The 19,471-nt window shown below is 71.7% G+C and carries 13 protein-coding genes; 2 read left to right on the top strand and 11 right to left on the bottom strand.

Translation table 11 applies throughout. The annotated features are described in order from the left end of the window. Nucleotides 1–169: 169 nt before the first annotated feature. Nucleotides 170–2,293, bottom strand: a complete 2,124-nt coding sequence (locus tag ACIRPX_RS23680) for a type IIA DNA topoisomerase subunit B (protein WP_404197913.1) — start codon at nucleotides 2,291–2,293, stop codon at nucleotides 170–172. A 445-nt stretch (nucleotides 2,294–2,738) separates the two neighbouring features. Here ACIRPX_RS23680 and ACIRPX_RS23675 point away from each other — a divergent pair, with 445 nt between their 5' ends. After that, on the top strand, nucleotides 2,739–2,969 hold the full coding sequence (locus ACIRPX_RS23675; RefSeq protein ID WP_067247462.1) for a hypothetical protein: 231 nt from the start codon (nucleotides 2,739–2,741) through the stop codon (nucleotides 2,967–2,969). Between the two features lie 117 nt (nucleotides 2,970–3,086). Here the strand turns inward: ACIRPX_RS23675 and ACIRPX_RS23670 are convergent, their stop codons facing one another. The 8 genes from ACIRPX_RS23670 to ACIRPX_RS23635 form a co-directional block, all read right to left on the bottom strand. Next, nucleotides 3,087–3,953: a serine protease gene (locus ACIRPX_RS23670; protein ID WP_404197910.1), complete on the bottom strand. Its 867-nt coding sequence runs from the start codon at nucleotides 3,951–3,953 to the stop codon at nucleotides 3,087–3,089. A gap of 146 nt (nucleotides 3,954–4,099) precedes the next feature. After that, the gene (locus ACIRPX_RS23665) at nucleotides 4,100–5,635 is read right to left on the bottom strand and encodes an RNA polymerase sigma factor (RefSeq protein ID WP_404197907.1); all 1,536 of its coding nucleotides are present in this window, start codon (nucleotides 5,633–5,635) and stop codon (nucleotides 4,100–4,102) included. A gap of 430 nt (nucleotides 5,636–6,065) precedes the next feature. Continuing rightward, a complete protein-coding gene (locus ACIRPX_RS23660) occupies nucleotides 6,066–6,953 on the bottom strand; it encodes a FadR/GntR family transcriptional regulator (RefSeq protein ID WP_404197905.1) in 888 nt (295 codons plus the stop codon). A 163-nt stretch (nucleotides 6,954–7,116) separates the two neighbouring features. Then, nucleotides 7,117–9,024: an ATP-binding cassette domain-containing protein gene (locus ACIRPX_RS23655; protein WP_404197902.1), complete on the bottom strand. Its 1,908-nt coding sequence runs from the start codon at nucleotides 9,022–9,024 to the stop codon at nucleotides 7,117–7,119. A 130-nt stretch (nucleotides 9,025–9,154) separates the two neighbouring features. Then, on the bottom strand, nucleotides 9,155–9,913 hold the full coding sequence (locus tag ACIRPX_RS23650; protein WP_404197899.1) for an NUDIX domain-containing protein: 759 nt from the start codon (nucleotides 9,911–9,913) through the stop codon (nucleotides 9,155–9,157). Between the two features lie 131 nt (nucleotides 9,914–10,044). Beyond that, nucleotides 10,045–11,964, bottom strand: coding sequence for a glycogen debranching N-terminal domain-containing protein (locus ACIRPX_RS23645; RefSeq protein WP_404197897.1), 1,920 nt, complete (start codon nucleotides 11,962–11,964; stop codon nucleotides 10,045–10,047). Nucleotides 11,965–12,581: 617 nt separating this feature from the next. Then, complete coding sequence (locus tag ACIRPX_RS23640) at nucleotides 12,582–14,441, bottom strand: DUF4192 domain-containing protein (protein ID WP_404197895.1); 1,860 nt, start codon at nucleotides 14,439–14,441, stop codon at nucleotides 12,582–12,584. A gap of 114 nt (nucleotides 14,442–14,555) precedes the next feature. After that, nucleotides 14,556–16,715 (bottom strand): RecQ family ATP-dependent DNA helicase, encoded by a 2,160-nt coding sequence (locus ACIRPX_RS23635; RefSeq protein WP_404197893.1) that lies wholly within the window; start codon nucleotides 16,713–16,715, stop codon nucleotides 14,556–14,558. 407 nt (nucleotides 16,716–17,122) lie between these two features. On the opposite strand from ACIRPX_RS23635, the gene ACIRPX_RS23630 reads away from it, so the two are divergent. Beyond that, nucleotides 17,123–17,755 carry a hypothetical protein gene (locus tag ACIRPX_RS23630; RefSeq protein ID WP_404197890.1) on the top strand — a complete coding sequence of 211 codons (633 nt, stop codon included), beginning with the start codon at nucleotides 17,123–17,125 and terminating at the stop codon, nucleotides 17,753–17,755. Between the two features lie 274 nt (nucleotides 17,756–18,029). Here the strand turns inward: ACIRPX_RS23630 and ACIRPX_RS23625 are convergent, their stop codons facing one another. Together ACIRPX_RS23625 and ACIRPX_RS23620 are read right to left on the bottom strand one after the other, a co-directional pair. Continuing rightward, the gene (locus ACIRPX_RS23625) at nucleotides 18,030–18,656 is read right to left on the bottom strand and encodes a hypothetical protein (protein ID WP_404197888.1); all 627 of its coding nucleotides are present in this window, start codon (nucleotides 18,654–18,656) and stop codon (nucleotides 18,030–18,032) included. Nucleotides 18,657–18,724: 68 nt separating this feature from the next. Beyond that, entirely contained in the window at nucleotides 18,725–19,426 is a 702-nt protein-coding gene (locus ACIRPX_RS23620; RefSeq protein ID WP_404197886.1) for a ribonuclease HII, read from the bottom strand. Nucleotides 19,427–19,471: the final 45 nt, after the last annotated feature.

Below are 19,471 nucleotides of genomic sequence, written 5' to 3'. Positions count from 1 at the left end.
GTACCGGCAGGGCCCGATCCGTCCGCGCCGACCCGTGCGAAGCCGACCCCGACCGGACGGACCAGGACCGATCCCGACCGGACAAACCCGGACCGGACCGCCCCGGACCGGACGGACCTGGACGGGGCCGAGCCGGACCGGCGGAACCCGCTCGTGCCGAGCGCGGCGGCTACGCGTCGATGCGCGACCGGTCCAGCGTCGCCGCCGAGCTGGAGATGAACTCCTTGCGCGGCGCCACGTCATTGCCCATCAGCAGATCGAAGACGGACTCGGCCGAGTCCAGATCGGAGAGGTTGATCCGGCGCAGGGTCCGGTGGCGGGGGTCCATCGTCGTCTCGGCCAGCTGGTCGGCGTCCATCTCGCCGAGGCCCTTGTAGCGCTGGATGGAGTCCTTGTAGCGGACGCCCTTGTTCTGGAACTCCAGCAGCTTGTCGCGCAGTTCCCGGTCCGAGTACGTGTAGACGTACTTGTCCTGGCCCTTCTTCGGCTGGACGATCTCGACGCGGTGCAGCGGCGGCACCGCGGCGAAGACCCGGCCCGCCTCGACCATGGGCCGCATGTAGCGGTGGAACAGCGTCAGCAGCAGGGTGCGGATGTGCGAGCCGTCGACGTCCGCGTCGGTCATCATGATGATCTTGCCGTAGCGGGCGGCGTCGATGTCGAAGGTCCGGCCCGAGCCGGCTCCTATGACCTGGATGATCGCGCCGCACTCCGCGTTCTTGAGCATGTCCGTCACGGACGACTTCTGGACGTTGAGGATCTTGCCGCGGATCGGCAGCAGCGCCTGGAACTCGGAGTTCCGGGCGAGCTTGGCCGTGCCGAGCGCGGAGTCTCCCTCGACGATGAACAGCTCGCTGCGGTCCACGTCGTCGCTGCGGCAGTCCGCGAGCTTCGCCGGCAGCGACGAGGACTCCAGGGCCGTCTTGCGGCGCTGGGCGTCCTTGTGCTGGCGGGCGGCGATGCGCGTGCGCGCGGCGGCGACCGCCTTCTCCAGGACGACACGCGCCTGTGCGGCGGCGTCCCGCTTGGTGGAGGTCAGGAACGCCTTGAGCTCCTTGGAGATCACGGTGTTCACGATGCGCCGCGCCGCCGAGGTGCCGAGGACCTCCTTGGTCTGGCCCTCGAACTGCGGCTCGGCCAGGCGCACGGTGACGACCGCGGTCAGGCCCTCCAGGGCGTCGTCCTTGACGATGTCGTCCTCGGCCACGCGCAGCATCTTCTTGGCCCGCAGGACCTCGTTGACCGTGCTGGTCACGGCCGTCTCGAAGCCCGCGACGTGCGTGCCGCCCTTCGGGGTGGCGATGATGTTCACGAACGACCTGAGGGTCGTGTCGTACCCCGTGCCCCAGCGCAGCGCGACGTCGACGTCGAGTTCGCGGGTGACCTGGGTGGGCGTCATCTGCCCGTGCTCGTCCAGGACGGGGACCGTCTCCCTGAAGGTGCCCTGTCCGGACAGCCGCAGGACGTCGCAGACCGGCTTGTCGCTCGCCAGGTACTCGCAGAACTCGCTGATGCCGCCGTCGAAGCGGAAGGACTCCTCGCCCTTGCTGCCGCCCTCGCCGAGGCCGAGCTCGTCGCGGACCACGATCGTCAGACCGGGCACGAGGAACGCCGTCTGGCGGGCGCGCTGGTGCAGCGTCTGCAGGGAGAGCTTGGCGTCCTTGAGGAAGATCTGGCGGTCGGCCCAGTAACGCGTGCGCGTGCCGGAGCGCGTCTTGGGGATCTTCTTGACCTTGCGCAGGCCGCTCTTCGCCTCGAACTTGGCGTTGGCGCCGTGAGCGGCGAAGGCACCGGGGACACCACGCCGGAAGCTGACCGCGTGGGTGTGCCCGTCCCGGTCGACCTCCATGTCCAGGCGGGCCGACAGGGCGTTCACCACGGAGGCGCCGACGCCGTGCAGACCGCCGGAGGCGGCGTACGAGCCGCCGCCGAACTTGCCGCCGGCGTGCAGCTTGGTCATGACGACCTCGACGCCGGACAGGCCGGTCTTGGGCTCGACGTCGACCGGGATGCCCCGGCCGTTGTCGCGCACCTCCACCGAGCCGTCGTCGTGGAGGATCACGTCGATGTGGTCGCAGTGGCCCCCCAGGGCCTCGTCCACGGAGTTGTCGATGATCTCCCAGAGGCAGTGCATCAGGCCACGGCTGTCGGTGGACCCGATGTACATACCTGGGCGCTTCCGCACGGCCTCGAGCCCCTCGAGGACGAGCAGGTGCCGCGCGGTGTAGTTGGAACCGTCCCGGTCTGCTCCTGCCAGCAGCGCTGTGGACGGCACGGACGTCTCGGCGGTCACGCGGTTCGCTCCTCGCTGAATTTCAGGTGGGGCCCTCGTGGGTAAGGGCGCGGCCTCGGTAGCCGTCAAGAGGGTACCGAGGCCTGGTAGAGCCGTTGTAACGCCACCCTCGGGCTGACGTTAAGAGTAGACCAGTGTCGCATACGTGTTCGATCCCTCGATGGGGTGAAGTACATATCACGTTCCCTTCCAGGCATGAACCATTTAGGCTCCGGGCACGTCCTCATGAACAACCGGCAAGCCAGCCGGGAGGACGAGACCATGGCAGACCGCGCGAAACCGTAAGACACGACTGACACGCAATACGGCACATTCGCCGCCAACCGCCAGCAGACAGCCGTCCTCGAAGATTTTTTTTCGAGGAGAAGCCCGGGGCGGGAACGTTTTGGGGCTGGTTGGATGTTGACCCTGGTACGACAGCTCGTCGAGCTAGAGAAGAGGCGACGTGACTACTGTTCTGACCCCCGCGAGCCCGCTGACGGCCGCTGACCGGTGCGACCGCTGCGGCGCGCAGGCCTACGTGCGCGTTGTCCTGCTCAGCGGTGGAGAGCTGCTCTTCTGCGCCCACCACGGTCGCAAGTTCGAGCCGGAACTCAAGAAGATCGCCGCTGAGATACAGGACGAGACGGAGCGGCTCACGACCGTTCCGGCATCCGCTTCCGACGAAGAGCGCTGACACCTCGCATCCACGACGAGCCAGCTCCGGCACAGGCCGGCACACGGGCGGCGCGGCCCCTGCTTCCAGGGACCGCGCCGCCCGCGTTCTTGCCGCCCGAACGCCGCTGCGGCTCCCTCAGCGGCCCCCTCGGGGCCCGCTCGCCCCGACAGCCCCGGATACCAGCCCCCGCGCCCGTACGACCTCGGAGACGCGCGTGTAGACGCCTGGATTCCTCGCACGGCCGCAGCCGCTCCCCCAGGACACGAGCCCGATCAGCTTCCCCTGGGCGACCAGGGGACCGCCGCTGTCCCCCTGGCAGGCGTCATGGCCGCCTCCCGTCTCCCCGGCACACAGCATGCTCTTCGCCAGGTAGGCGCCTTCGGCAGTGCCCGGATAGGCCTGCCGGCAGCGGGTGTCGGACAGCACGTGCACGCGTGTCGCCCGCAGACTGCGCGCGTAGTCGCCGCCGCCGGTGAGATCCCCCCATCCGGAGACCATGGCGCCCGTGCCCGGCCTGTAGGCGGGATCGCCGGGGGCCGCCATCTCGATCACCGAGCTCTGCGGCAACGGTTCGGCGAGGGTGAGCAGGGCGAAGTCCTCGGCGTTGGTGCCGCTGTCGTAGTCCGGATTCACCCGGACCGTGCGCACCGGGATCTCCTGGCCGTCCTGGGAGAGCAGGTCCGTACGGTTCGCGATGACCTTGAGGTCGCCGACGTTCCTCGGCGACGCTCCCAGGACGTCCTCACCCATGCAGTGGGCGGCCGTGAGGACGGTCGTACGGCCGATGGCCACGCCGCCGCAGAACTGCCCGGCACGCGTACCCCCGAACCGGTCACGGCTGGCCAGCGCCACCGTCCACGGGCTCTCGGACACGTCGATGGGGAAGCTCCCTATGACGACGCCGCCGGCGGCCACAGGGGCGGCGGACAGCAAAGGTATTGCGGCCGCCACGGCCGCAAGAGCCAGCGGCCTGGCGAGCACCCGGACAAAGAGTCGACGCATACGGGATCCTCACTCTGGGTTGATCCTGGGAGACCCAGAGTCATCCAGCCCGCCGCGCCCCGCACCCGCGCGACAACGCGAAAGGCCCGGCCCTCCACGAGAGGACCGAGCCTTCGGTGTCGTGGGACCGGGCCTTCGGCCAGGTCTCAGTCGAGGTAGTCGCGCAGCACCTGCGAGCGCGACGGGTGGCGCAGCTTCGACATGGTCTTGGACTCGATCTGACGGATGCGCTCGCGCGTCACGCCGTAGACCTTGCCGATCTCGTCGAGGGTCTTCGGCTGACCGTCGGTGAGACCGAACCGCATGGAGACGACGCCGGCCTCACGCTCGGACAGGGTGTCCAGAACGGAGTGCAGCTGCTCCTGCAGGAGCGTGAAGCTGACGGCGTCGGCCGGGACGACGGCCTCGGAGTCCTCGATGAGGTCTCCGAACTCGCTGTCGCCGTCCTCACCCAGCGGGGTGTGCAGGGAGATGGGCTCGCGGCCGTACTTCTGGACCTCGATGACCTTCTCGGGGGTCATGTCGAGTTCCTTGGCCAGCTCCTCCGGGGTGGGCTCGCGGCCCAGGTCCTGGAGCATCTGGCGCTGCACGCGCGCGAGCTTGTTGATGACCTCGACCATGTGCACCGGGATGCGGATGGTGCGGGCCTGGTCGGCCATGGCGCGGGTGATCGCCTGACGGATCCACCAGGTGGCGTACGTGGAGAACTTGTAGCCCTTGGTGTAGTCGAACTTCTCGACCGCGCGGATCAGACCGAGGTTGCCCTCCTGGATGAGGTCCAGGAAGAGCATGCCGCGGCCGGTGTAGCGCTTGGCCAGGGAGACCACCAGACGGAGGTTGGCCTCCAGGAGGTGGTTCTTGGCGCGGCGGCCGTCCTCGGCGATGATCTCCAGCTCGCGCTTGAGCTTCGGCGCCAGCTTGTCGGCGTTGGCGAGCTTGTCCTCGGCGAACAGGCCCGCCTCGATGCGCTTGGCGAGTTCGACCTCCTGCTCGGCGTTGAGCAGGGGGACCTTGCCGATCTGCTTGAGGTAGTCCTTGACCGGGTCGGCCGTGGCGCCCGCGGCGGCGACCTGCTGGGCCGGCGCGTCGTCCTCGTCCTCGTCGGAGAGCACGAAGCCGGCGCTCTCGGCACCCTCGGGCTCGTCGCCGGCCTTGGGGGTCTCCTCGATCGTCTCTTCCTCGGCGCCCTCGGCGTCGTCCTTCTTCGCGCTGGTCTTCTTGGCCGCCGTCTTCTTGGCGACCGTCTTCTTCGCGGCCGCCGGCTTCTTGGCGGCGACCGCCTTCTTCGCAGCGACCTTCTTGGTGTCGTCCTCGACCGGCGCGTCGGGGGCGGTCGGCGTCTCCGGGGCGGCGGCGGTGGCGGCCTTCTTGGCCGGCGCCGTCTTCGCCGGGACCGTCTTGGTGGCGGTCCGCTTGGCCGGACTCTTCGCTGCGACGCTCTTTCGGGTGCGCTTGGGCTCCGCGGCACTGACCATCAGCGTCACACCCTCTTCCTCGAGGATCTGGTTGAGGCTGCGCAGTACGTTCTTCCACTGAGTGGCCGGAATCTGGTCAGCTTCGAAGGCCCGACGCACATCGTCGCCGGCGATCTGCCCCTCAGCCTTTCCCCGCTCAATAAGAGCCATGACAGAGACGGACTCGGCGATCTCCGGCGGGAGCGTACGGGATGTGCTGGCCGACACGAACAACCTCTCGGAACGTTGGAAAACGGCTTCCGGCCCCGTCCACGGCGGACAGGAGCCGACCGCCGGCTTGGGGGATTGGGCCGACGGCGCGGGCGGGGGCCGGGGAGATGCACAGCGCCGCAGACGGCGTCCGTATTCCCTCCTCGGCTGTCACCTCTTAGGTCATCGCGCTGTTTCCACGAGTGTTACGCCCAATCTACGTGGCCCGAGTCACAGCCCGTAAGCACTCAAAAGCGAGCAGATAAGGGCATAAGAGGTCATCCTGGGGCCGGATCACTGCATGGCCGTACTGTCTCGCTGCCCGTCACGCCGTCGGACCCCGCAGGGTCTCCCGGATCCTGCGGGGTCCGACGGAGGCGGTTCGGCGGCCGTGCGATGCCACAGGAGGAAGAAGACATCTCCCGGCCGCGCCGCCCGCGGGGTGCGATCAGTGTTCGCGCGGGGCGGGGACGACGCGCTCCACCTCGGGGTGGACGGTGAGCAGTTGCCGCATGGCCGACTCGGCCCCCGCGCCGTCGCCGGTGGCGAGGGCGTCGACGATCCGGCCGTGGTGCCCGAGCGACGTCTCGTTCGGCCGGTCACAGCCGGTGACCGGACCGCCGGACACCTGGAGGGCGGCGGTCACGATCCCGGAGAGGTGATCCAGCATCCGGTTGCCCGCGACCTGGATCAGCAGGGAGTGGAATTCGCTGTCGGCCCGGGAGAAGGTGATCGCGTCGCCCTGGCCCATGGCGTGCCCCATGATCTCCACCATGTCGGCGAGCCGCTGCTGGACGTCGTCGCGCCCGTGCCCCGCGGCGAGGCGGGCGGCGAGCGGTTCGATCGTCCAGCGCAGCTCGCTCAGCTCGCGGCGCTGGTCGTCGCGCTGGGGCCCGAAGGCGCGCCACTCGATGATGTCCGGGTCCAGGAGGTTCCAGTCGCTGACGGGCCGCACGCGCGTGCCCACGTTCGGGCGGGCACTCACCAGGCCCTTGGCCTCGAGAACCCGCAGCGACTCGCGCACGACGGTGCGGGAGACCTCGAAACGCTGGCCGATCTCCTCGGGCACCAGCGGGCGGTCGGCGCCCAGGTCACCGGAGACGATCATCTGGCCAAGCTGCTGCACAAGTTGGCCGTGGAGCCCGCGTCCACGGCTGCCTGCGGCACGTCGGCCCACGCGGCCCAGCTCGGGTTCCGCGCCCTCCCAGGCAGGAGCTGAGACGCGGTCGACCATGGGGGTCTCCGCGTAGGGATAGCGGTCGAGTTCACCCGGGCCGGCGATACCGGAGTCGGCGGAGCGGGCGGCGGTCATCATGGTGTGCGCAAGGGTACTCACGGACCTTTTGTCGGCGCTCTCCCCAACTCCCTTGAGGGCTTTGGTGAAAAGCACACGAAAGGGTGATCGCTCACTTCGCCTCAATTGACGCCTTTATCGGAAAGAAATGGGCTTACCTCCGGGAGTTGCGCACAGGGTGGGCGGGAAAGCGGAAGGACGGCCGTCATCGGACCCGGGCGCGCACGGTGGTGAGCAGATATGCGCAGAGCAGAGCGGTGAGCGACAACGTCATGGCACCTCCCACGGGTTGGGCGATCACCCGCGCCGCGGCGGACAGATAGCGCTCACCCCCGAAAGGCCACTGCACCATGAGCACCTCGCGAAGCCTCAGCGGAAATCCGGCCGCCGTACGAACGGACGATCCCACCAAGACCTTTTGTACGAGCGGAACGACGGCGACCGGTACGGCGAGCACCGCCGCGAGTCCCGCGGTTGTGGAACGGAAGACGCCCGCGGCCAATACACCGGCCCACGCGCATCCGACGACCAGCCCGAGCCAACTCGCGCTGAGCGAGAGCCAGTCCGCGGGAACTCGCGTGAGCTCCCGTCCGTAGACGATGTAGAGCACCTCGGCGTCGCAGCCAAGCGTGGTGAAGGCCAGCATCAGCGCGGTGGCGGTGGCGACGAAGAGTTTCGCCGCGAGCAGCCCCAGCCGGCGGGGCACGGTCCCGCGGTCCGCCGCCAGCGCGGGGTGGCGGAACTCGTCCCCGAAGGCCAGCGCCCCGAGCAGCCCAGCGCCGAGCGCGGCGGGCGGCAGCGGCAGTTGGCGCGGCCACGCGGCCAGCAACCGCGCCTGCGGGGTGTGCCCGGTACGGGCCAGGAGGACGGCGGTGAGGGCGGACACGACAAGCACGGCTGCCGCGGTGAGGAACCCGGTACCGATACCGGTGGCGCGACGAATCTCGTAGCGCAGGGGGCGGAGGGGGGAGCGGGCGGGGCGGGGGGAGATGGGCGGGGGCAGGGAGGACCCGTCGTCGGTCTGCGCCACGGCAGGCCCTTCGGCGCGTCCCTGAAGGGACGGGACGGCCGGATGCGCAGAGGGCGTTTCCACGCTTGCGCGACGGGGCTCCCCGACCGGGACCGGGCCGTGGGGCGCCGCGTCGGCGCCCCGGTCCGCGTCCGCCCGCGGCGCCTCCGGCCGCGCCTGCGGCTCGTCGAGAGCGACCGGTGGCCGGACGAGGGTGTCCGTCGCCCCGGGTCCCATGTCCCCCACCTCGTCGGCGAGTTGGTGCACGAGGACGCCGTGCCGGAAGGCCGTCTCGCCGACGTCCGCGCAGCTGCTGCCGTACACCGAGAGACGGTTGCCGCCCTCGCGCACGACCTCGACGGAGCGCTGCGCGCCGCGAGCCTCCTTGCTGAGCAGGGCGGCGAGGCGCGGGGCGTGCGGGCTGCGGACGGCGACGCGGGGGCGCAGCCGGGTGCGGGCGAAGTCGTCGGCGGCCTGGTCGGCGACGAGTCTGCCCTGCTCCAGCGTGACGACCCGGTGGGCGCCACGGGCCGCTTCCTTGGGGTCGGACGTGGTGAGCAGGATCGTGCCGCCCTGGTCCGCGTGCGCGTGCAGCATGCCGTAGAGCCAGCGGGTCTCACGGGCGGAGAGCCCGTCGGCCGGTTCGTCGAGTACGAGGGTGTGCGGATCGGGCAGCAGGGCGCAGGCCAGCCCGAGGCGGCGGTCCATGCCGCGAGACAGGGTGCCGAGGCGCTCGTCGCGCAGGGCGGCGAGGCCCACCGCCTCGATGACCTCGTCGGCACGGCGGACGCCGACTCCGGCGGCGGCGCAGAGCAGGCGGAGATGGCCGCGGACGGTGCGGGCCGGGTGTCCCGGCACGTCGCCCAGAAGCACGCCCACTTCGCGCGCCGGATGCGCGACGCGGTGCAGGGGGCGACCTCTGAAGTAGGTGATGCCGCGGCCCTGTTGGAGTTCGAGCATGAGTCTGAGGGCCGTCGTCTTACCCGCCCCCGGCGCACCGAGCAACGCGGTCACGCGGCCCGAGTGTGCGTCGAAGGAGACGTCGACGACGGCGCACGGAGACCCCTTGCGGGGAATGCTGGTCAACCCGAAGACCTGGATCACGGCAGCAAGATAGCGCGCTATGTCCTGTTTTATCGTGATCGCGCGCCCACACGGCCGTCCATGACGGGACTGCTCGGACGCGCGTCGCCGTCCTCCACCGAACCCGCGGCGCCGAGTTCGGACTCCGCCGTCACACCTCGGGGCGCAGCATCGGGGGGTTGAGCAGCGTGGCGCCGCCCGCCCGGAACAGCTGCGCCGGGCGTCCGCCCTGCCGGGTCGTCGTCCCTCCGGTGGGAACGAGGAAGCCCGGTGTACCCGTCACCTTGCGGTGGAAGTTGCGCGGATCGAGGGCCACACCCCACACCGCCTCGTAGACCCGGCGCAGCTCGCCGACGGTGAACTCGGTGGGGCAGAACGCCGTGGCGAGCGAGGAGTACTCGATCTTGGAACGGGCGCGCTCCACACCGTCGGACAGGATCTGGGCGTGGTCGAAGGCGAGTGGTGCCACCGGTTCGCCGTCACGGCCGTAGCCGCCCTGCTGCAGCAGTTCCTCGACCGGCGCCCAGCGTGCGTTGCTGGCGTCTCCGCCCGCCCGGGGCGCGGGCAGGTCCGGAGCGAGCGCCAGGTGGGCGACGCTGACGACACGCATGCGCGGGTCCCGTTTGGGGTCGCCGTACGTGGCGAGCTGCTCCAGGTGAGCGCCGTTGTCCTGGGCCGGCACGGACGACTCCTGGGCACGCAGCCCGGTCTCCTCGGCCAGCTCGCGGGCCGCGGCCTGCGACAGATCTTCGTCGGCCCGTACGAAGCCGCCGGGGAGCGCCCAGCGCCCCTGGAACGGTGGTTCGCCCCTGCGAACCGCCAACGCGCACAGCGCATGGCGGCGCACGGTCAGCACGACCAGGTCCACGGTGACGGCGAAGGGCGGAAATGCTGACGGGTCGTAGGGCATGCGGCGATCATAGTCGTCTGCTTGACGATAAACACTCCCTTCGCCGGTCGCTTCGTTGGCTGATCCACATCGGTCCGATATGCGTCTCACCATGCGGTCCGGGCCGTTGTGCGGTGGGGCGCAGGCCGTGGTCACACCCCCAGTTGCAGCCCGTCGGCGGCCTCCTCGACCATGGCGAGGCCGAGCCGGCCGACCCGTACGGAGAAGGGGGCGCCGGCGACCCGAAGTCCTGTCAGGACGACCTCCCCCAGGGGGGCGCTGTGCACGGGGCGCAACGTCACCGTCCGGGCGGGGGCGTCGGGACGGATGCCCGCGAGCGTGACCGGCAGCAGGACGCCGGCGGCCGCGGCGGTGGCGGCGGGACGGCAGGCCGCCGGGTGCGGCAGGGGAGCGCTCCCGTCGGTGCGCTGCTCGCCCGCGTACATCTCGGGCAGGCGGTACCCGAACGACTCGGCCGCGGCCAGGGCGCCCCTCAGCAGTGAGCTCGCCTCCTTCTCGTAGCCGGCTGCGGCCAGGCCCGCGACGGCGACGGCGGTCTCGTGGACCCGGACGGCTCCGGTGCGGTGGCCGAACGGGTTGTATCCGGCTTCCTTCACCGCCAGCCCGCGCAGACCCCAGCCCGAGTCCATGGCCGGGCCGCCGAGCAGCCGCGCCAGCTGTCCGGTCTGCACCTTGCCGAGCAGCCCGGGTGCCCGTTCTCCCCCGCCGAGCAGGCCGGTGTCGAGGAGATGGACGGCAGCCGCGCCCAGATGCGGAACGCGGGTGCCGTCGGGGGCGCGTGCGGCCGCGGGTCTGCCGCCGCCCGGGTCGTCGATCCAGAAGTCCTCCCGGAACGCCGTCCGCAGTGCCCGGGCCCACTGCCGCAGCGCGGCGACGCCGGGTCTGCCGCAGGCCTCGAGCAGATCGGCACCCAGCAGCGCGGCGCGGTGGGCGTGGGCCTGGGTCTCGCAGCGGACGGGCCCGCCGGTGTGCGGGTCGCGCAGATAGGTGCCGTCGCCGACGGTCGTCCGCAGCCAGGTGAGGCAGCGCTCGGCCGTCGGCAGCAGCTCCTCCGTCTCGGAATCGGGCAGGCCCCAGCGGCGGGCCTCGGCGAGAAGCACCGGGAAGAGCAGGCCGGCTTCGGTGCCGGTGCAGGCCGGTGGCAGGTGGGTTCCCGCGTCCCGTCTCGGGCCGGGGAACATGCCCGACTGCGGCCCTGTGCCACGGAGTTGGGTGCGGGCGAGGGCACGCAGCGTGCCTGCGGCGAGCCGGGTGCCGAGGGGCAGTGCCATCCGGGCCGCGGCGAGTGCGTCGGCCGGAGCGGAGCCGCAGCGCCAGGGGGCTCCTCCGGCGAGATGCATGTCGGTCGGGTGCGTGGGATCGCGTAGCAGCAGGGCGTTCAGATCTTCGATGCTTGTCCGCAGCAGCGGCTGGAGCCGGGGGTCGTCGCCGGATGCCTGCGCGGCGGCGAGGGGGCCGGCGGCCGTGCGGCCCAGGGCCCGGACGGGGCCCGCTCCGTCCCGGCGCACCCGCAGCTCCAGGCTTCTGCTGCCGCCCGGGGGCAGTTCGAATTCCCAGCGCAGCAAACCTGCGGAAGCCAGCGCGTCCATGGGCGGCGGATCCGCCGTGACCGAGGAGGTCCCGGAGGGGCTTGACCAGCGTAGGCCCGAGTCGTAGACGCTGGCGGGCAGTTCGGGCCCCGCCGCGCCGGCCGCGATGGCGCCCAGCTCGGCCAGGTCCGTGCCGAGGGCGACCTCGACCGGCACGCGCAGGGGGCGAAGGGCGGCACTGCGCAGCGTGATCCGCTCCGTGCCGTCCGCGTGGCGGATGCGCTCGACGACGAGGTCAGGGTCGGGGCCCGAGTGGGGCGAGGCGCGCAGCGCGCCCACGAAGCGGGCGCTGCCGGCCGTGGTCAGGCGGGCCTGCACGGCCAGCGGTTCGCGTCCGGACACGCGGAGCCGGCAACGGGAGAGCAGGCGTCGGCCCGAACGGTAGAACCCGTCGAGCCCTTGTCCCGTCATCTGCCCCTGGTCCGTGGAGATGGCGAGGGCGGGGAGGGCGACGCAGATCATGGTCGTGTGGGCGGGAGGCAGGTCGACAGGTCGGCGAGGAGGCGCCGCCGAGTTCGGGATCTGAATCGCGGGTGGGGCCAGGGCCCGGTTCTGGCTTGCCGACGGCGGCGAGGGATGTGACCGGTCCGGCCAGGGCTCGGTATGCCGGGTCGGGCCCGACGGCCCGGCCGCACGCCCCTCGGGGGGTGCGGACGTGGACCTGGACACGGCCGGGGGCCGCCCCGTCGTCACCGGCGCCTGCCCCTCCTGGCCGATGGGTGGAAAGGCGCGCGCTGCGTCGGTCGTGAGCCGGAACTCGGGCGGACCGACCCGGTCCGTGTGCGTCGGCGGATCGGCGCCCATCCCGGGAGTCGGGCCGAGCCGGTCGACCGGCCTGTCGTCGTCGGCCGCGGAAGGCGGAGTCAGCTGGTGCATGGCGTGGCTTCTTCTGCGCTCGGTGCGCCTCGGGCGTGTGCGGCGCCGGGTGGAGGTCCGGACGGACGTGGCTGGCTGGCGGCACGGGCATCCGGGTGCTCCGCCACACAGGTGAACGGATGCGGGGACCTTCGGGTCACGCTCACGCGGGCCGCGGCCGAACTCGATGCGGCCCCACCGACCAGCGCTTCCCCGGCGGACGCTCACAACTCGCCCGTCGTGCCGTCGGCTCCGGTGTGCCGGTCCCCAGGGCTGGTGTGTCGGTCCTCGTGGCCGGTGTGCAGTTCTCCGGGCCGGTCGCCGCGTCGGCGCACGGCGCTCTTTCCGGACGTACGCGGGCGCGCGTGCTCCGCACCCGCGGCACCGGGGCGAGTGCCGCCTGTCGCGAGCGTCCGCGGGCGGGGAACCCTCGTTCCACTCCCCCGCCGCTCTGATTTCGCCGAGCGCGAATGACCGCCCACCGGTCCGCGCTGACGGTGGCGGCGTCGCGAGCGAGAAACCGGCCCGTTCGTTTCCGTTAGGGGTTCCGCCTCGGCGGCCTCGCTCCCCGACGGCTCCGCGGCCGCCTCCTTGTCGCTCTCGTGGAGGTCCTGATCGCTGCACAGGTCTTCGTGCGTGCTCAGGTCCTCGTGCCTGCAGAGATCTTCGTCCTTGCCGGACATCGCGCCGTCGCCGAGCTCCTCGTCCGCGCCGAGCGGCTCCTGCGTCGTCGCCTGCCCACGGTCGCGGTCCTTCCGCTCCGTCCGCAGGCAGCGGCGGATCGACTCCGGGTCCAGTCCCTCGTTGCAGGCCTGGTGCAGCAGGCGAGCGAACAGGTACCCCGGATCGGCCCCCAGCGCCATGGCCAGCGCCTCGCGGGCCTCCAGGCCGTCGCCCGTCGACCAGGCGACCCAACCGGCCAGTGTCAGGGGCGCCGCCGCGTACTCCCCGTACGGCCCGACGCACCGGCGGGCCAGTGCTCGCCAGAGCCGGAGTGCCGCAGCGGCCTCATCGCCTTCCATCCATGCGGCCGCCCGGTCCCGGGTCACGCGGTCCTGCAGACCGAGAATGACGGTCGCGGCCTCGTCGTGTGCGAGCAGTGCGTCATCACGGAGGTCCGACATGAGCGCGCCGGGCACGGGTGTCGCTTCAGCCAGCCGGCGCATGATCCGCGCGGCCAGGTCCAGTGTCTCGTCGGCCACGCCCGCGCGGCTGACGTCGTCGAGAATCCTGGGAACCAGCGCCATGCTCGCGGCATCCAGGGCGCTCTCCTGATCCAGGGCTGCGGCGGTCTCCCAGGGTTGCAGCCTGGCCCGCAGCTCCCGCAGGGTCCCGCGCACCTGAAGGCCGGCGTAGGTGGCGGCGGCGGCCAGGACCGAGGTGCCGGGCAGTCCCATGGGGATTCCCCCGGGTGGGCAACAGGCCTCGTTCACGCAGCAGTACGACCAGAAGCGGCCGTCCGAGATGCACAGCGCCTCGATGACGGGCACGTCGAGGAGACCGCATTCGACGCGAAGTTTCTGGGCCAGTGGGCGCAAGCGCTCCATGACGTCCCGCCCCGACTCGCCCTTCCCCGGTTCCTGGATGAGGTAGGCGACCATCTGCTCGGGCCGGGCCCCCCTGCGCTCGCTTCCCTTCACCAGCCCCTGGGCCAGCTGCCGTGCCACGGAACCCCAGTCGTCCGCTCCGGCGGGAATGCCGAGCCGGGCACGGCCGCCGAACCGGCCGCGGACGTCCTGGTCGTGCAGCGCGACCAGGACGATGCTGTCCTCGGGGCGGTACCCGAGCAGATACGGCAGCGCGTCGGCCAGCTCGGCGGGGGTGCGGAGCGTCACCTGATGCTGCGCGCCGTGGCTGTCGTAGGCGGTGCAGTCGACGTGGCCCGGGCGTCCATCCGACGGCGCCGGGCCCGGGTCCGGGTGGCCCGATCCCTCGCCGCCCAAGCACGCCGACGGCTCGTCGCCGAAGCGGTCCGGGCCCTCGTCACCGAAGGACACCGGACCCTCCTCGCCGAAGTCGTGCCCGTCGCGCTCCGCAGCCTTGCCGTTTTCGGAGGATCCAGTGGTTTCGCCGTGATTCGTCATGCCTTGACGATCTCGCGGATCAGGAAACTCCGCTTTGCCCTGTGGATAAGTCGGGCCAGGGACACGTCAATTCGAGCGTCGCTCGGTCCTCCTCAGGCCGCCTCTCGGGGCCTGTCAGCCCGTCGCCGCAAGAACCAGCGGAAGCACCTGCCCGCTGCCCGCCCGGCGGAGCAGCCGCGCGGCAACCGCGAGGGTCCACCCGGAGTCCGTGTAGTCGTCCACCAGCAGAACGGGCCCGGGAGACCTGGCCAACGCGCCCCTCAGCTCCTCCGGCACGGTGAACGCACCAGACAACGCCCGCAGCCGCTGCGCGGAGTTGCTGCGCCGTACCGCGTGCGCGTCTCCCGGTCCGCCGTGCGTCAGGGTGCCGAGCAGGGGCAGACGGCCGACGTCGGCGATCCCCTGGGCGAGCGAACCCACCAACTGCGGGCGGGTCAGGGACGGTACGGCGACGATCCCCACCGGTCGGGCGATGGCGTCCGCGACGTCCGGTGCCCAACCGCCCGGCGAGCGCGCCCAGTCGGCGAGGACCGCCACCGCGGCCTGCAGCACGTCGGCGGGAACCGGACCGTCGGGCGCGTGCTCGGCCAGCAGGGGCCGCAGCCGGTTGCCCCAGCCGATGTCCGACAGCCGGCCCAGCGCACGCCCCGTGGAGCACTGCTCCCCGGCCGGGATGCGGCCCTTGAGTTCGACGCCCAGCGCGGGCATGCCCGTCGGCCACATCCGGCGTGGTTCGATCTCCACCCCAGGGCGGTCGAGTTCCTTCGTCGCCGCGGTCAGCGTCTCCGTCGAGACGGAGGAATCGGCCCAGGAGCCCGCGCAGTTGTCGCAGCGCCCGCAGGGGCGCGCCCCCTCGTCGTCCAGTTGCCGGCGCAGGAACTCCATCCGGCACTCCGTCGTGCTCACGTAGTCGCGCATAGCCTGCTGTTCGGCGCCCCGCTGCCGTGCCACCCAGGCGTAGCGCTCGGTGTCGTAGACCCACTCCGCGCCCGTGGTCGTCCAGCCGCCCTTCACGCGCCTGACCGCGCCGTCGACGTCGAGCACCTTCAGCATCGTCTCGAGCCGGCTGCGCCGGAGATCGACCGCTGCCTCCAGTGCGGGTACGGAGAGGGGGCGGCCGGCGTCGGCGAGGGTCGCGAGGGTCTGCCGTACCTGCGTCTCGGGCGGGAATGCCGTGTCGGCGAAGTAGCGCCAGATGGCCTCGTCCTCCTTGCCCGGCAGCAGCAGCACGTCCGCGTGCTCGACGCCGCGGCCCGCGCGGCCCACCTGCTGGTAGTAGGCGATCGGCGAGGACGGTGAGCCGAGGTGGAGCACGAAGCCCAGGTCGGGCTTGTCGAACCCCATGCCCAGCGCCGAGGTCGCGACCAGGGCCTTGACCCGGTTGGCGAGCAGGTCGTTCTCGGCCTGAAGCCGGTCGGCGTTCTCCGTGCGCCCCGTGTAGGAAGCCACCGGGAAGCCGCGCTGGCGCAGATACGCGCTGGTCTCCTCGGCCGCGGCCACCGTCAGCGTGTAGATGATCCCGGACCCGGGCAGTTCGTCGAGGTGCTCGGCGAGCCAGGCCAGGCGGTGCGCGGCGTCCGGCAGTTGCACCACGCCCAGCCGCAGGCTCTCCCGGTCCAGGGGGCCGCGCAGCACCAGGGCCTCGCCGGAGCCGGTACCCAGTTGCTCGGCCACGTCGGCCGTCACGCGCGCGTTGGCGGTCGCCGTCGTGGCCAGCACCGGCACGCCGGGGGCCAGGTCGGCGAGCATCGCCCTCAGCCTGCGGTAGTCCGGGCGGAAGTCATGGCCCCAGTCGGAGATGCAGTGCGCCTCGTCGACCACCAGGAGGCCGGTCGTGGCGGCGAGCTTGGGCAGCAGCTGGTCGCGGAAATCCACGGAGTTGAGGCGCTCCGGGCTGACGAGGAGGACGTCGGTCTCGCCGCGCTCCACCTCCTCGTGGATGGTGTCCCACTCCTCCGGGTTGGCCGAGTTGATGGTGCGCGCGCGGATGCCGGCCCGCTCCGCCGCCTCGACCTGGTTGCGCATGAGCGCCAGCAGCGGGGAGACGATCACCGTCGGGCCCGAGCCGCGTCGGCGCAGCAGGGCGGTGGCGACGAAGTACACGGCCGACTTGCCCCAGCCGGTGCGCTGCACCACCAGGGCACGCCGGTGATCACGCACCAGGGCCGCGACCGCCTGCCACTGGTCTTCCCGCAAACGCGCGGACCCGCCGGGATCACCCACCAGCTGAGCGAGGATGGTGTCGGCTTCGGTGCGGAGCTCTGGTTCGTCCATGCCCCCATGCAACCCGACGGCACCGACAATCAGCCACTTCACCCGGTGTGACGATCACGTGGCGAGCCGTCGACGAGACGCGCGGCCGAGGAAAGACGGACCGTACGGCCGAGGAGAGGCCGACCGGCTCGCCGGGCCACGCTCACCCCAACGATGTACGAACCTGAAGTGAACGGCGGCCTCATGGGTCGTGGCGCAACACTCTGGGTAGGGATATAAACCACACACCCCCCGATTCCGGTCAGTGGCCCCAATTGCTCGTTGCCGCATCCAAGTTCGACCGCAAGAATTGAAGTCCGCTCCCCGCACGGCTTCGTCCGTGGGCCCGGCAGGGCTCTGTTTGCGGTGCGCGCTCCCCCGTACCAGACCTCCGCCCGTAGTGCGGGCGTGTAGCCGAAGGGAGGACCGTGACCTTCGGATTCGCTCCGTCCTCGGCGGCCGCGTCGGTATCGGCCGACCTGTCCGCCGCGTCCGCCAACCCCCTCGCCCGCATGCTCGAACCCGCGGAGTGGGCCGCAGCCGGGATCCCTCTGCTGCGCAATCCCCGGGAAGTCGTCAGCGGGCTGCACGCCCGCCACCATCCCCGGCCGGCGACCGCCGTCGTGGCCGTGCTCGATCCGGACGAACGGCTGTGCGCCAGCGCCTCGTTCACCCGCCGCGCGGCCGCGGCCGACGGCTGGATGTTCCGCAACACACTGCTCGCCCAGCTGCGCAGGGTCATCCCGCACGATCTGCGCCGCCGCACACCGGTGCGCACCGCGGTGCTGCTCTACTGCCGCGAGGGCGACGCGCGCTGGACCGAGGAGGACGGCGCCTGGATGTGGAGCCTGCGTGATGCGTGCACACTGCACGGACTGCGCTGCGGTGCGTACATCACGCTGACACGCGACGGCTGGCAGGTGCTCGGCGAGGGCCGTGGCGGCCGCCGCCCCCACGCGGGGTCGACGCCGGAGCCGCTCGGCTCGTCCGAGGCACCGCCCCCACTGCCGCGAACCGGCGGTGCCGCCTCCGAGGTCCTGCGCCGCGCGGCGGCTCGCTGAGAGCACCGTCTGGGGCGGTCCCGGCGCTCCGCCGACGAGCGGGACGGCCGGCACGTCCGAGCAGCCCGGCGAGCGGGACGAGCCCGGTGAGCCGTACCGGCACCTTCGAGGACTCCGCGCGGCCGTCGGCGAACGCAGACGTCCACCGGGCGTGACGGGACGCTCAGGACGCCCCGACCTGCCGGCCCGGGGCATGCCGAAACGCCCGCTGTGCATGACCGCCGCTACGGCGTCCGAGCCGTTCCGGTGTCCTCGCGGACGGACCGGAAAAGGCTCAGACGCCCGCGCCCAGAACCGGGTTGATCTGCTGCGGGTCACCGCAGACGATCAGCAGGGTGCCGGCCCGGGAGAGGGCCAGCGGCAGCGCGGTGGCGGCGGCCGCGTCGGAACCGCCGTTGACGGCGACCACGACCACGGGACGGGAGGCGGCACGAGTGGCGACATCGGCGCCCATGTAGAAGACGTCGTCGCCCGCTTCGTGCTGCGCCCAGTAGGAGGCTTCACCGAAGGACAGCTCGTGGGCGGCCCACGGATGCTGTTCGCCGGTGGTGATCACCAGCACTTCGCCGGGGGCACGGCCCGAGTCCAGGAGCAGGTCCACGGCTTCGTCGGCGGCGTCGAGCGCACCGCCCACCGGAGCCGGGATCAGCTGGATCTGCGGGGTGGCCGAAGTGGCCGGGGCCGGGGCCGGAGGCCCGGGCTTCACCGGGGCCGTGTCGCGCGACGAGCGCTGCGCAGGCGGCGCGGGCCGCAGCGGCCCGGGACGACCGGGACGCGGCGGAGCCGCGGGACGCGGACCGGGTACGGGACGGGGGGTCGGCGCGGTGCGGCCGCTGGCTGGCGTGGCGCGGGGACCCTGGGCACTCTCGTGAATCTGAGGCTCCTCGGGAAGGAGAGGCATGGGCTGATATTTATCAAACGTTGGTGCGGCTCGCGTCGGCGGGTGGCACACGAGTGCGAGCGGAAGCGTCAGAAGTCGAAGCCGAGCTGACCCTCGATCTCCGGAACGCTTCCGTCCGCCAGACTGCGGACCTTCTTGAGGTGCCGCCACTGGGGCAGCGCATCAAGATAAGCCCACGACAACCGGTGGTACGGGGTGGGTCCCCGCTCCGCCAGTGCGGCCTTGTGGACGGGCGACGGATACCCGGCGTTGTCCGCAAAACCGAAGTCTGCATGGTCGATACCCAGTTCGGCCATCATTTTGTCGCGCCGAACCTTGGCGATCACCGACGCCGCCGCGACCGCCACGCAGGACTGGTCGCCCTTGATCACCGTACGGACCCGCCAGGGCGAACCGAGATAGTCGTGCTTCCCGTCGAGGATCACCGCGTCGGGACGGACCGGCAGAGCGGCGAGCGCCCGCCCGGCCGCCAGACGCAGGGCGGCGGTCATACCCAGGTCGTCGATCTCCTCCGGAGAGGCGTGCCCCAGCGCGTAGGACGTCACCCACGTCTCCAGCTCCACGGCAAGTGCGGTACGCCGCTTGACGGTGAGCAGCTTGGAGTCGGTGAGACCTTCGAGGGGCCTGCGCAGACCCGTGACCGCCGCACACACGGTGACGGGACCGGCCCAGGCGCCGCGCCCCACCTCGTCGACACCGGCAATGATCTTCGCTCCGGTCGTGGCGCGGAGTGAGCGCTCGACGGTGTGAGTAGGAGGTTCGTACGGCATGGCGCCCCATAGCCTACGCCCCGTGGATCACCCGGCGACACCCCG

The organism is Streptomyces sp. NPDC101225, from assembly GCF_044767585.1.
Lineage (GTDB): Bacteria > Actinomycetota > Actinomycetes > Streptomycetales > Streptomycetaceae > Streptomyces.
The sequence above is the reverse complement of the archived record's forward strand: the minus strand, read 5'-3'. Positions and strand labels throughout refer to the sequence as shown.